A 13,399-nucleotide genomic window follows, 5' to 3' on the forward strand; every position below is an offset into this window, starting at 1 on the left:
TTTTCTTGTGGGAAAAACAACCGATCGGTAGCAATGTGATTTAAGTGCTGGTATACTCCCGCGTCTGCCACGTTGCGTTCTATGCCTTCATATAGTTTAGCCACTAATGAGCGGCGCAAAAGTCTAAAACTCGAAGGGGTTATAGCAAACTTAGAGCAGTAGTTAATATTAACTACTTGTGGTTTTAATTGAAAAACATTGGATTTTTATAAATGAAAACGTTTGTTGCTAAACCAGAAACAGTAAAACGTGACTGGTACGTAGTTGACGCTGAAGGTAAAACTTTAGGTCGCATCGCTACTGAAATCGCTCATCGCCTACGCGGTAAGCACAAAGCTGAATACACTCCACACGTAGATACTGGTGATTACATCATCGTTATCAACGCTGAGAAAGTTACTGTAACTGGTAACAAATTCAAAGATAAAGTGTACTACGCTCACTCTGGTTTTCCAGGTGGCCTTAAGTCTACTACTTTTGATAAACTTCAAGCTGCAAAGCCTGAAATGATCATCGAAAAAGCAGTTAAAGGCATGTTGCCACGTGGTCCTTTAGGCCGCGCTATGTACCGTAAACTTAAAGTTTACGCAGGTACTGAGCATAACCATGCTGCACAACAGCCTCAGGTTCTAGACATTTAAGGAGCACTATCATGGCAAATCAATACTACGGTACAGGTCGTCGTAAAAGTTCAAGTGCTCGCGTATTCTTACGCCCAGGCACTGGTAACATCGTAATCAACAAGCGCTCTTTAGAAGAGTACTTTGGTCGCGAAACAGCACGCATGGTTGTTCATCAAGCTCTTGAGCTTGTTGATATGACTGAAAAATTTGACCTTTTCATCACCGTTTCTGGTGGTGGTACAACTGGTCAAGCTGGTGCTATCCGTCACGGTATCACTCGTGCACTTATGGAGTTTGACGAGTCACTACGTCCACAACTTCGTAAAGCAGGTTTCGTTACTCGTGATGCACGTAAAGTTGAACGTAAGAAAGTGGGTCTTAAGAAAGCGCGTAAGCGTCCACAGTTCTCAAAACGTTAATCTATACGTTATCAAGAATTCAAAAACCCAGCTTATGCTGGGTTTTTTGTTATTGGCGATAAATTTCTTCTGATTCATTTGAGCTTTAAAAAATTGTTAGCCTAAGCTGTAATTGCAAATTACTGTTTATGATGATCACACAGTGCAATAACGGCGTATTAATTGAACGAAAGGAAGTAAATAGCCAGATAGGTGCAAAAAAGTTAAATAATTATCGTAATTAGTTTAAATCCATCAGTTAATTGATGGAATTTTTTGCTACAATTGGCGTGGAAGTAAAACGATCAAGTTTTATAACACTATGTGTAGTCTTAAAACTTCCGCTTAGTGGAGTTGATCTTGGTCACTACATCGTTTTTACAGAAGTGATATTATTACTTTTCGGCTCGTGCTCGAACTAGCTTAATCAAACCATTGGTGAAATTAATATTTTTCAAGACCTGAGTTGTTAATAACCTTGTTTTAAACAAGGGTTTTAATTATGATCATTTCTATTTTAAAAATTTCGAATAATTAACCTGCTGTAACTGATGTTCTCAATATAGCAAGTGTTGAGAATCGTAAGTGGAGATAAGTGGATGAGCAATGCGCCTGTAGACAATGGCCGACGTCGCTTTTTAACCATAGCTACCTCTGTTGTTGGTGGTGTTGGTGCGGCTGGGGCTGCTGTTCCTTTTATTGCGTCTTGGAATCCAAGTGAGCGAGCTAAATCTGCGGGTGCGCCTGTAGAAGTAGATATAAGCAAACTTGAGCCAGGACAATTAATACGTGTCGAGTGGCGTGGTAAACCTGTATGGGTTGTATCACGAACCCCAAAAATGCTTGAGCAAATGAAAGAACACGAAGGTCAACTTCGTGATCCGCAATCGCAAGAGCCACAACAATTAGAATCATCAACAAATGACTACCGTTCATTACGTCCAGAGATTTTTGTCGCTGTAGGTATTTGTACGCATTTAGGATGTTCACCTAGCTTTTTACAAGGTGGCTTTGGTGAAAAAGTGGAAGGGACTGATGATGGTTTTTATTGTCCATGTCACGGTTCTAAATTTGATATGGCTGGCCGTGTTTTTCAATCGGTTCCAGCACCATTAAACTTAGAAATTCCACCATATACTTTTCTTGATGAAACCACTATTTTAGTGGGCGAAGAACAAGGGGTGGCCTAATGTTTGGTAAGATTATTGGTTGGATTGACGACAGAATCCCAATGACACGTGTTTGGAACATGCATATTGCACAGTATCCAGCACCTAAAAACTTTAACTTTTGGTACTTCTTTGGCTCATTAGCAATGTTAGTACTAGTTAACCAAATACTGACCGGTATTTGGCTAACAATGAACTACGTACCGTCTGCTGAAGGTGCATTTGCATCAATAGAATATATCATGCGTGATGTAGATTATGGCTGGTTACTGCGCTATCTGCATTCAACCGGTGCATCAGCATTCTTCATTGTTGTATACCTGCATATGTTCCGTGGCATGATCTACGGTTCTTACCAAAAACCACGTGAGTTACTGTGGTTGTTTGGTATGTTTATTTTCTTAGCCCTAATGGCTGAAGCATTCATGGGTTACTTATTACCATGGGGCCAAATGTCGTTCTGGGGTGCACAGGTAATCATTTCATTATTCGGGGCTATTCCTGTTATTGGTGATGACCTTACACTTTGGATCCGTGGTGACTACGTAATTTCTGGTGCAACGCTTAACCGCTTCTTTGCATTACACGTAATTGCACTGCCATTGGTTATTGTTATCTTAGTATTTTTACACATTGTTGCACTACACGAAGTGGGTTCTAATAACCCAGATGGTATTGATAACAAACGTAAAAAAGGCACGGTTCCTGAAGAAGATAAGCCTAAATTTAAGTTCCATGAATACTACACTGATAAAAAAGACATTATTGATGCGATTCCGTTCCACCCTTATTACACAGTAAAAGATATTGTGGGCGTGGTAGGTTTCTTAATCTTGTTCTGCTGGGTTGTGTTCTTTATGCCTGCTATGGGTGGTTTCTTTTTAGAGGCGCCAAACTTTGAAGCGGCAAACCCACTTAAGACACCGGAACATATATTCCCTGTTTGGTACTTCACGCCATTCTACGCAATCTTGCGCGCAATCCCTGATAAATTAATGGGTGTTGCAGCAATGGGTGCGTCAATTGTAGTACTTGCGTTATTACCTTGGATTGACCGTGGTTCAGTTCGCTCTGTTCGTTACCGTTGTGGTTTCCACAAATGGAACATTGCAGGCTTTGTTGTTACTTTTGTTCTTTTAGGTTGGGTTGGTGCTACACCGCAAACTGACTTTAAAACAATTGTTTCGCAAGTTTGTACTGTGACTTACTTTATGTTCTTCGTACTGTTATTTGTTTACAGTAAGAATGAAAAAACTAAGCCATTGCCTGAGAGGTTAACGAAATGATGAAAAAACTAATAATTGGTTTATTCGCTTTATCAGTAAATATGTTACCTGCAATGGCGGCAGGCCCGTCAGTTCCACTAATGGACGCGGGTAACGATATATCTGATCAGCCATCTTTGCAGCGCGGCGCTAAGTTGTTCATGAACTACTGTCTTGGTTGTCACCAAATGCAGTATCAGCGTTATGAACGTACTTTCCGTGATATTGGTATTCCAACGGAAGTTGGCCAAGAGCAGCTTATTTTTGATGGTTCAAAAGTAGGTAGCCATATTAAGAACTCAATGGCTAAAGATGATGCAGCAAAATGGTTTGGTGCGGCTCCGCCGGATTTAACTAATGTTGCACGTGTACGTGGAAGTGACTGGATTTACACGTACTTGAAATCATTTTATAAAGATGAGTCTCGTCCGTTTGGTGTAAATAATACGTTATTTCCATCAGTAGGTATGCCACATGTTCTACAAGAACTTCAGGGTGTTCCTACTCCTATAACTGAAGAAGTAACTGTTGACGGTGTAACAACTGTACATATCACAGGTACTGAAACAGATGGCTCAGGCGAGATGAGTGTAGATGAGTATGACCAAGCTGTTCGTGATTTAACGAATTTCCTAGAGTACGTAGGTGAACCTACTCGACTTGAATCGGAAGCGCTAGGTATTAAGGTAATTGGGTTCTTAGTTATCCTGTTTATCTTGGCATTTATGCTTAAGAAAGAATACTGGAGAGATGTTCATTAATCTTGAACATATTTAAAGGTAATTTTGCAATAGGGGCTTAAGCCCCTATTGCTGTTTTAGTTATTTAATGGAGGTAGGCATGGCCGTAGCTGCCAATAAGCGCCCTGTAATGACCCTTTTCTCTGGGGCTAACTGTATGTATAGCCATCAAGTACGTATTGTACTTGCAGAAAAAGGTGTAAGTGTAGATATTCATTTGGCTGAAAAGGATAATCTGCCAGAAGCACTTCACGAAATTAACCCTTACGGTACAGTGCCAACACTGATTGACCGTGAGCTTGGTTTATATCAGGCAAATATCATCATGGAATACCTTGATGAACGTTTCCCTCATCCTCCACTAATGCCTGTTTACCCGGTAATGCGTGGTCGTAGCCGTTTAATGATGCACCGCATTGATACTGATTGGTACAGCTTAGCTGCTAAAATCAGCAATAACACATCAGATGCAGCACAAGCTCGTAAAGAGTTAACCGAGGCATTACTTGCAGTAGCTCCTATCTTTAGCGAAGCTCCTTACTTTATGAGTGAAGAGTTTAGCTTAGTAGATTGTTACTTAGCACCACTACTATGGCGTTTACCTGAGTTTGGTATTGAGCTTAATGGTGCAGGCTCTAAAGAGATGAAAGAGTACATGATCCGTTTATTCGAACGTGAATCATTCCAAGCCTCTTTAACTGAAGCTGAGCGTGAGATCCGTTTATAATGACGCCTAATCGTCCTTATTTATTACGTGCTTTTTTTGATTGGATAGTCGATAACGAATGTACGCCACATATTGTGGTGGACGCTGGTTTTGCGAATGTGCAAGTGCCTACACAATTTGTGCAAGATGGACAAATAGTGCTTAACATTAGCCCATCAGCAGTAACACAGTTTTCGTTAGACCTAACCCAACTTAGTTTTAACGCGCGTTTTGGCGGTCAGCCAATGCAAGTTTATGTACCTTTAGGTGCTGTGCTTGCAATTTACGCCCGTGAGAATGGCGAAGGTACAGTCTTTACTGCAGACGAGTTTGTAGAGGACGAAGACGAGTTTGATACAGGGCTAGAAAGTGTTGATTCATCTGAGTATATAGATGAAACACCGCCAGAAAAACCTGAAAAGAAAAAAGGCTCACATTTACGTGTTATAAAATAATATGTAGATTACAAAAAAACCGCTTAAAAGCGGTTTTTTTATCGCTGTAATTTAGTGGCTTTTAATTAATATATTCAAATACCTTTACTACTCGCTCAACGCCCGACACATTACGTGCAATATCAACTGCACGATTAGCTTCATCTTGAGACACCAAGCCCATCAAATACACCTCAGCGTTTTCTGTAACCACTTTAATGTTATTGCTACTAATATCTTTAGCTGCTAGTAACTGTGCTTTTACCTTTGAGGTAAGCCACGAATCATGAGTTTGAGTTGTTATACCAATATTTGAACCAATACGAAGTTGGTTATGAATTTTACGAATGCCGGCAATCGCTTCTACGGTTATTTGTGCTTCGTTTTTCATTTCCTGATTAGCAACTTGACCAACAAGCAAAACAATACCATTGACACTTATAGCGTTAACTCGAGCAGACTTTTCTAGGCGTTCAACTTCACTAATAGCAATGCTAGCTTTAATTTCTATATTGTTATCATCGATTTGAGAGCCTATAGTGCGACGATCGTTTGCAGCGGTTACTGCACTGGCAGTGCCGGCTACAACAGCTGCAGCACAGCCTTGTAATAATACAACGGTACCTAAAATAATAAGGGAGCGTTTAAACATAATTTTCATCCTGCGGGAAAAGCGTTAAATCTATAAGTTCACTTAAACAATGTAAGTTAGTTAAATGCGACTCTATAATACGGCTTGGACGTTTAGACGGTGTTCTTATTTCAACATCATTAGGGCCAAGTAAACCTACTAATTCACCGCCATCGTCACCGACCATAACAATGACCTTCATATCGCGTGTAAGTGCAGCTTCAACGGCTGAAATTACCTGCTTTTCATTGCCATTAATTGCTAATACCAATAGTAAGTCACCTTGTTGAGCGAATGCACGGATTTGACGGGCAAATGTATCGTGATCATCACTGTGATTGTTCTGCCCAAGATTTATATTTTCTTGTGACAAAGCAATAGCAGGCAAGCAAGGACGCTCTGTTTCGTAGTGATTGACCAATATACCCGCTATATGTTGCGCAAGCATATGACAGTTAGCTGTCCCGCAACAAATTAACTTATTACCGTTAATAAGGCTTTGTGCAATTGTGAACGCGGCCGATTCAAGCGCACTGGGAAGGACCTCTCCAGCGGCTATTTGAACTTGAATACTTTCTGTGAAAATTTCTTTTATTGTGTCTTGCATAGCCTACCAATTCTTTTTAGTATTTTTAAAATACGTTTTTAAGCCAATTATATGTAGGAGATGATTCTCCGGTTATGGCTACATAGTCAATTCTTAATGCCTGTTTTGTTAAGTTTTTAGCTGCTAAGTAATGATGAATACTACGTTTAAGCCGTGCTTGTTTTTGGGCGCTGAGCGCATAATTAGCACCACCTCGAGCATTGTTTTTGCGAAACTTCACTTCCACAAAAACAAGGGTGTTACCCTCTTTCATAATAATATCGAGCTCACCAAAGGGGCAGTAATAATTACGTTCTATAGGTTTTAAACCTTGCGCTACTAGGTATTTTTGCGCTTGTAGTTCGTAGTACTGACCTTTTTCACGACTATTTTGCCACAGCTCTTTAAACCACGACATGCCGCCCCCTTAATTTATCGTTTTTACACCGCTAGCCGATTGCATAAATAAGGGCACAGGGCGTTGTGTTTTTAACTGCACAGACTTAATTTGGCGATTAGTATATTGTGCCCAATCAAGTACGCGTTGTAGGTGCCCATTACTATTAACCGATAACTTACCGCTCAAACCGCTAAATTGATTGCCAGGCATTAAGCTCAACTGCCTAATATCGTTAATAACGAGTACTGCATCGTATGCCATGGCGAATAAGCGCTGGCTAATATCGGCTTGCTCGGGCCAAAGCAAATTATACTGCTCACGTAAGTTATGTTGTGTGATTTGTGAATTAAGCATCCAAGGTAGTTCTGTGAAATACAGGCCGTCTAAATCGCCTTTGTCGGTTGAGTCAATTTGCTTACTGTGACTTTTTGAGCTCGCATACAGCGGAATTCGCTCTGAGAATGTACTCACATTTACATCAAGGTAGGGCTTAATTAAGCGTGTTTCTATTGCATCACCTAAAATATAAATCACATCAATATCACTACGTGAGCGTGTTTCACTTTCAACTTCTTGCTTAAATAAGGCTTTTATTGTTTTTATACGCTCTTTAGATTGATCAACTTCTAATAAGCTACTAATCGTTTTTGGCATGTCTTGATTGTTTTCATAAAAACCAATTTGAGGCTTAGTCTCGCTGTAGCGCTGCCATTGCTGATTAAAAAAATCAACTAAGCGCTGGCCATTCGTATTTTCTGGAGCGAGTAGCATGGGTTTTTGATACCCCATAGCTAGAAAATGCTCTAAAGCTTGTTCAACTTCATGCTCTGGATTCAGGGCAAAATAGTAGTGTTGGAGCGAAATAGTGTCTCCATCGAATGTATTTAAATGCAACGTAGGAATATTAATAAGCGTTTCAGCTGCCGTAAGCTTATCTATGTTCGCTTTAAGTAGTGGCCCAACTACAAAGTCAGGGTTAATTTGGTCAAGCTTTGCTGCAATGTCTGCAGTACTTAAATTTTCATCAATAAAAATAGCTTCATTAATATTTTGTTTATCTAATGCGGCTAAAGCTCCTGCTTTTAAAGCATCACCTAGGCGTTTGTTAGGACCTGATTGAGGGAATAACAAAACTAAGCGGTCAATGTTCAAAGGTGCTAATTCAACAAAGTTTTCATCTTGTTTAGGTAACACGGCTCCAGCAGGGTGCCCCACGTAACGGCGTCGCCAATTATTTATTGCTTGATCTAACTCTACACCGCTACCTGCATATACTTGATGGTATAAAGCAAGATTTACCCAGCCTTGTTGAATAACAGAGCCACGGTTAAAACGCTCCAGCGCATAAGAAGAAAGCTGTTTTAGGTTATCCCATAATTGTTGGTCGAGTTGTGGTATATCAATATTATTTTTTGCAGATGTTTCTGATGCTCTAAAAAAATAGGGAGCCGCTTTTTTAGGGAAATTTTGTGAGGCGTAAATACTGGCTGTTAAAAACTGATGCCATGCAAAGTGTTCAGGTTGTGTCAGCTGCCCATCTAACGATTGTAAAATAATCAAAGACTGGTCATTTTTATTTTGTTGCTTTTGCGCGTATGCAATATAAAGGCGATTTTGAGTTTGATCGACACTCGCTGTTAACTCTAGGTCGCTACCAATTTGCTCTAATAATGGCCAGTTCTTCTCAGAAATAGCAGCATCACGTGCGCTATACAATAATTGTATTTTATCTGCACCTTCGCGATTTACGGCCAATTGATAGATAGATTGAGCATTAGTCGCTTGATTTTTTAGCGCATTAGCACTGCTGCTGAAGTTATCGCTTTTTTTAATTGGTTTTTCGGTTGTGCTACACGCCGATAACCCTGACAATATAATTAATAGACCAACTAGTTTAAGTCGCACAATGATTTCCCAATACGTTAACGCGATTTGCTTATATTACTGACTGACGCAGGAGACCTCAATGTTAAATGAGGAGAATTCACATAAAATTGGCACTCTTTACATTGTTGCCACCCCAATTGGCAATTATGACGACTTAAGTCAGCGTGCTATCACGACATTATCGCAGGTTGACTTAATCGCTGCTGAAGACACTCGCCATACAGGTAAGCTCCTTAGCCATTTTGGTATTAAGGCAAAAACATTTGCATTACATGATCACAACGAAAAACAAAAAGCACAGCAAATTATCGATCAGCTTAATCAAGGATTAAATATTGCGTTAGTATCGGATGCAGGCACGCCACTCATTAGTGACCCTGGATATGCGGTTGTAAACTTATGTCGTGAGCAAGGGGCAAGCGTAACCCCAGTACCAGGTGCGTGCGCTGCTATAACCGCGGTGTGTTGTTCAGGGCTGCCTACCGATCGTTTTCAGTTTATTGGCTTTACGCCCGCTAAAAGTAAGGCTCGCCAAGATTTTTTTATCGATGCGGTTAACTCAAGTATTACCAGTATAATGTATGAAAGTACGCACCGTATTATGGCAAGTCTAGACGATTTAGAAACTGCACTTGGCAGTGAACAGCAGGTCGTATTTGCCAAAGAGCTAACTAAAACGTTCGAAACTTTTTTTAATGGCTCAGTGAGTGAGCTAAAGCAGTTTTTAACCGATGATCCCACTAAGCAACGCGGCGAAATAGTTCTCATGCTGCCGGGCAAACCTAAGGTGGTAGACGACATTCCACCAGAGGCTCGTAAAATGTTGGCTCTACTTGAAAAAGAAATGCCAATGAAAAAAGCGTGCGGTGTTGTAGCTGAGTACTTTGGCATGAAAAAAAATGCACTATACAAAACAATTATTGAAGAAAAAGAGTAAATATTACTGCGCTTGGCTTTAGCGTCATGTATACTGCGCGCCGAGTCAGCCAAGATAATCGCTGCCTGTGACGAAAATGATCAGGGGGAGGAAAGTCCGGGCTCCACAGGGCAGAGTGCCAGCTAACGGCTGGGGGGCGTGAGCCCACGACAAGTGCAGCAGAGAGAAGACCGCCAACTTCGGTTGGTAAGGGTGAAAGGGTGCGGTAAGAGCGCACCGGGCCGCTAGTAATAGTCGGTTGCAAGGTAAACTCCACTCGGAGCAAGACCAAATAGGGTTCCTTATGGCGTGGCCCACGTTGGAACCGGGTAGGTTGCTTGAGCCATAGAGCGATTTATGGCCTAGACGAATGATTATCACTTTCTTAGGAAAGGACAAAACCCGGCTTATAGGCTGACTCACTCATTCAATAAAAAGCCCGCAGTTAACGCTGCGGGCTTTTTTGCATCTAAATTTTATTAACTTAAATAATATTCTTTCCTTGTTCAGGATCCCTTGACTGCTCTGCCTGTTCGCGTATTTCGTCAGTATCACTGCTTACATCGTTAAGTGTTTCGGTTTGCTCGTGGGTTTCCGGTGGTTTCTTTTCATTTAAACGCTCTTTTACTGCTGAGCTTGAAAATTCCTCTTCAGAGGCATTTAATAAAATCCGTTCTCTAGCATCATCCGGCATACTTATATTTTGCTCAGTAAATTCATTAACTAGTTCACGCATAAGCTGAGAGCTTACTTTAAGTGGGCTATGCTGCTCGCTATTAACCCAAAAATATAAAATAAAGTTTATTGTTGATGAGCCTAAATTTTTTATAAGTACTTGTGCTGGGGGATCGTTTAATACGGCCGTTTGTTTGTTTGCTATATTTAGAGCAAGTGTTTGCGCGCTGCGTATGTCGTTATCGTAACCTATACCTATTTCCACTTTACCGCGCATTTTGGGATTAGCAGTTAAATTTTTGATGGTATTTTTATACACCGTAGCATTTGGAATTTGAATGTGATTACCATCGTAATCAACAAGCGTTGTGGCACGGGCCGTTACTTTTTTTATAACGCCTAAATGTCCATCTACTTCAATTACATCGTCTATTTTAAACGGGCGTTGTACACTTAAAAGTAAGCTTGCTATAAAATTTTCTGCGATGTCTCTAAAAGCAAAGCCTAATATTAAGCCTATTAAACCGGTCCCACTCATTATAGCTACCGCAAATTCAGTAAGCCCTGCTAAACGTAAAAACAGATACAGGCCTAATAAAATGATTAAAGTACTAATACCGCGCCTTACAACCAGCAATACTAGCTTACTATCGGTTACTAAATTGATAGGTTTTATGAGCAAGCGTGAAAGAGGGCCTGCTGTAAAATAGCTAATAGTGAGTAAGAGTAAACCTAACAATAAGGTGGGTAATATTTGCGCTGTAGCGTGAACTAATTGCATGCTTTGGTCATAAAAAAATTGCCACGAAAACACATTTCCTTCCATTACAGGATTTAAGGAGGGTGTACTGACAGCCGATGGTACGTCTGATGCTATTGTAGGCATTGGGTTTCTTCCGTGTTTAGTTACTTTTACTTTAACAGCAAGTTTAATACCAAACACCTTTTTTAAGTTGGCAGTTATTTTGCTTCATTAAAGTACTAACTATAGTGAGATTAAGTATGAAAAAGCCAAAAAGAGGTCAACATGCAGAGCAACCAGCACATATTCCAATTAAGGGCTGGTGGGATATTGCTAAGCGTATTTTTGCGCGCATGAGCAAAGACAATTTATCTTTGGTTTCTGCCGGAGTGGCATTTTATGCGTTACTTGCTATTTTCCCAGCTATTGCTGCTTTGGTTTCTATATACGCTTATTTTGCTTCACCTGCAGAGATCAGTGAGCACCTTAGGCAGTTTACAACCTTAATACCAAATAGTTCACGTGAACTGATTTTATCGCAAATTTCAGAACTCACGCAAAGCTCTCAGGCACGGCTAACTTTAGGGGCGTTAGGTACGCTATTACTCACTATTTGGAGTAGCTCTAAGGGAAGCCAAGCATTAATTACAGCCTGCAACATAAGTTATCATGAATATGAAAAACGTTCTTTCTTGAGGGCGCAGTTTGTTCGTTTTATGTTTTCGGTAGGTGCTATTTTAGTCGCTATTTTTGCGCTGTTGATTATAGGTATTTTGCCTATAGTACTAAATTTAGTAGGTCTCAAAGACAGTATTGATTTGTTAATTAAGGTCGTGTCGTGGCCAATACTAGCCCTTACGTTTAACTTTGCATTGGTGCTTTTATACCGTTACGCACCGCATAGAAAAGCGGCTAAATGGCGTTGGATAACGCTCGGCTCTGCTATTGCAACCGTATTTTGGATTATAGCATCTATTGGCTTTTCATTTTATGTATCGCGCTTTTCAAGTTATAACGAAACTTATGGATCTTTGGGTGGGGTGGTCATCATGCTAATGTGGTTATATATAAGCGCGTACATCGTCACCATGGGAGCCGTTATTAACGCAGAAACAGAGCAGCAAACGGCAAAAGACAGCACAATTGGACCAGAGAAAGAACTAGGTGAACGCGGCGCGTATGTTGCTGATCACCTGGGTATCAAAAACGATTAATCAATCGTTACTCTGCTGCAATTATTGCTGTAAGTTGATCTTTAAATTCTTGTGCTGCAGGGCCTAATCTATCAACATCGTTACACATTAAATATAAGTTAAGAGGACGCGTAATGCCTTGCTCAAGGTTTAGTACCTTGAGTGTATGATCATTAATAAGATGAGTGACTTGATCAAGCGGAAGCCACGCGTAACCTAGATTTTGGCTCACCATATCAATTGAATTACGTAAGTGGCTAACGGTCCAGCGCATATCTGCGCCTAACCAACCTTCGTCTTGGTTAGTGTGTGTTGCAGAATCGCGCACTACAATTTGTCGATGTTGTTTTAAATCTCGAAAGCTTAATTGTTCTTCATATTTGTTAAGTGGGTGATTTTTATGCGCTACGGCAATAAACTCAACATCTGTCAATTTGCTACAACTAATGCCATAAATAGGAACTGATGAAATAGCTAAATCAACCACCGCATTGTTAAGTAATTCATTGGCGCCGGTTAGCACGCTTTCGATCAAATCGATTTTTAGTAATGGATAAAGCTCACTTGTTTTAGCAAGTGCTTGATACAAAATGGGCTGAGGGAATACTTCATCAACTGCTATTTTTAATGTACTTTCCACTCCTTCACTTAGTGTATTTGCAACAGATTCTATTTTATTCGCTTCTTCAATTAAAAACTCTGCACGGCGTAATATAAGTTTTCCACTTTCCGTTAAAAACGCTTTACGGCCTTTCACCTCAAGTAGTTTTATTTGCAAAGCGGCTTCGAGTTTTTGCACTGCATGATGAACCGTTGACTGGCTTTTAAATACCGCGGCACTGGCGCCAGCAAAACCACCATGTTCTACCACGGCTTTAAACATCCGCCATTGATCTAATGTGGGTTTTGCCATTTGAAATCCTGTTAGAAATTTATTTGCTTCTTGGACTTGACCGTATAGACGCATTTTTAATTGCATAACAGAAATAGATTAATTTATGTTTAACCCAGCCCTAACAAAATTCATTAATCAC

At 40.3% G+C, this 13,399-nt stretch carries 15 protein-coding genes and 1 other RNA gene; 10 read left to right on the top strand and 6 right to left on the bottom strand.

Going from position 1 to position 13,399, the window contains the following annotated elements; all coding sequences use genetic code 11:
* Positions 1-212 precede the first annotated feature (212 nt).
* From rplM to PMAN_RS01305, 7 genes are all read left to right on the top strand, one after another.
* Positions 213-641, top strand: coding sequence for a 50S ribosomal protein L13 (gene rplM / locus PMAN_RS01275; protein WP_002957960.1), 429 nt, complete (start codon positions 213-215; stop codon positions 639-641).
* Positions 642-649: 8 nt separating this feature from the next.
* Positions 650-1,042, top strand: a complete 393-nt coding sequence (rpsI, locus tag PMAN_RS01280) for a 30S ribosomal protein S9 (RefSeq protein ID WP_086007041.1) — start codon at positions 650-652, stop codon at positions 1,040-1,042.
* Between the two features lie 578 nt (positions 1,043-1,620).
* Entirely contained in the window at positions 1,621-2,211 is a 591-nt protein-coding gene (petA, locus tag PMAN_RS01285) for a ubiquinol-cytochrome c reductase iron-sulfur subunit (protein WP_006792117.1), read from the top strand.
* Positions 2,211-3,476 (top strand): cytochrome b, encoded by a 1,266-nt coding sequence (locus PMAN_RS01290; RefSeq protein WP_006792118.1) that lies wholly within the window; start codon positions 2,211-2,213, stop codon positions 3,474-3,476. The genes petA and PMAN_RS01290 overlap by 1 nt, the downstream gene beginning before the upstream one ends.
* Complete coding sequence (locus PMAN_RS01295) at positions 3,473-4,216, top strand: cytochrome c1 (protein ID WP_006792119.1); 744 nt, start codon at positions 3,473-3,475, stop codon at positions 4,214-4,216. Before PMAN_RS01290 ends, PMAN_RS01295 begins: the two co-directional genes overlap by 4 nt.
* Positions 4,217-4,295: 79 nt before the next feature.
* Positions 4,296-4,922 carry a stringent starvation protein SspA gene (gene sspA, locus PMAN_RS01300; protein WP_006792120.1) on the top strand — a complete coding sequence of 209 codons (627 nt, stop codon included), beginning with the start codon at positions 4,296-4,298 and terminating at the stop codon, positions 4,920-4,922.
* Positions 4,922-5,356, top strand: coding sequence for a ClpXP protease specificity-enhancing factor (locus tag PMAN_RS01305; protein WP_006792121.1), 435 nt, complete (start codon positions 4,922-4,924; stop codon positions 5,354-5,356). The genes sspA and PMAN_RS01305 overlap by 1 nt, the downstream gene beginning before the upstream one ends.
* Before the next feature lie 61 nt (positions 5,357-5,417).
* Here the strand turns inward: PMAN_RS01305 and dolP are convergent, their stop codons facing one another.
* From dolP to PMAN_RS01325, 4 genes are read right to left on the bottom strand one after another with little or no spacing between them, the layout of a single operon-like run.
* Positions 5,418-5,987 (bottom strand): division/outer membrane stress-associated lipid-binding lipoprotein, encoded by a 570-nt coding sequence (gene dolP / locus PMAN_RS01310; RefSeq protein WP_008130334.1) that lies wholly within the window; start codon positions 5,985-5,987, stop codon positions 5,418-5,420.
* Entirely contained in the window at positions 5,980-6,573 is a 594-nt protein-coding gene (locus tag PMAN_RS01315) for an SIS domain-containing protein (RefSeq protein WP_006792123.1), read from the bottom strand. The genes dolP and PMAN_RS01315 overlap by 8 nt, the downstream gene beginning before the upstream one ends.
* A 25-nt stretch (positions 6,574-6,598) precedes the next feature.
* Entirely contained in the window at positions 6,599-6,970 is a 372-nt protein-coding gene (locus PMAN_RS01320; protein WP_010555669.1) for a YraN family protein, read from the bottom strand.
* A gap of 9 nt (positions 6,971-6,979) precedes the next feature.
* A complete protein-coding gene (locus tag PMAN_RS01325) occupies positions 6,980-8,857 on the bottom strand; it encodes a penicillin-binding protein activator (RefSeq protein ID WP_010555670.1) in 1,878 nt (625 codons plus the stop codon).
* A gap of 61 nt (positions 8,858-8,918) precedes the next feature.
* Between PMAN_RS01325 and rsmI the strand changes: the two genes are divergently transcribed.
* Both rsmI and rnpB read left to right on the top strand, forming a co-directional pair.
* A complete protein-coding gene (gene rsmI, locus PMAN_RS01330) occupies positions 8,919-9,776 on the top strand; it encodes a 16S rRNA (cytidine(1402)-2'-O)-methyltransferase (protein WP_010555671.1) in 858 nt (285 codons plus the stop codon).
* Positions 9,777-9,817: 41 nt separating this feature from the next.
* An RNA gene (gene rnpB, locus PMAN_RS01335) (RNase P RNA component class A) lies at positions 9,818-10,181 on the top strand.
* 58 nt (positions 10,182-10,239) lie between these two features.
* Here the strand turns inward: rnpB and PMAN_RS01340 are convergent.
* The gene (locus tag PMAN_RS01340; RefSeq protein ID WP_422613656.1) at positions 10,240-11,256 is read right to left on the bottom strand and encodes a mechanosensitive ion channel family protein; all 1,017 of its coding nucleotides are present in this window, start codon (positions 11,254-11,256) and stop codon (positions 10,240-10,242) included.
* A 176-nt stretch (positions 11,257-11,432) separates the two neighbouring features.
* On the opposite strand from PMAN_RS01340, the gene PMAN_RS01345 reads away from it, so the two are divergent.
* Positions 11,433-12,386 carry a YihY/virulence factor BrkB family protein gene (locus tag PMAN_RS01345; RefSeq protein WP_008130339.1) on the top strand — a complete coding sequence of 318 codons (954 nt, stop codon included), beginning with the start codon at positions 11,433-11,435 and terminating at the stop codon, positions 12,384-12,386.
* Positions 12,387-12,393: 7 nt separating this feature from the next.
* Here the strand turns inward: PMAN_RS01345 and PMAN_RS01350 are convergent, their stop codons facing one another.
* Entirely contained in the window at positions 12,394-13,278 is an 885-nt protein-coding gene (locus PMAN_RS01350) for a LysR family transcriptional regulator (RefSeq protein WP_010555674.1), read from the bottom strand.
* Positions 13,279-13,399 lie beyond the last annotated feature (121 nt).

The organism is Pseudoalteromonas marina (assembly GCF_000238335.3).
Lineage (GTDB): Bacteria > Pseudomonadota > Gammaproteobacteria > Enterobacterales > Alteromonadaceae > Pseudoalteromonas > Pseudoalteromonas marina.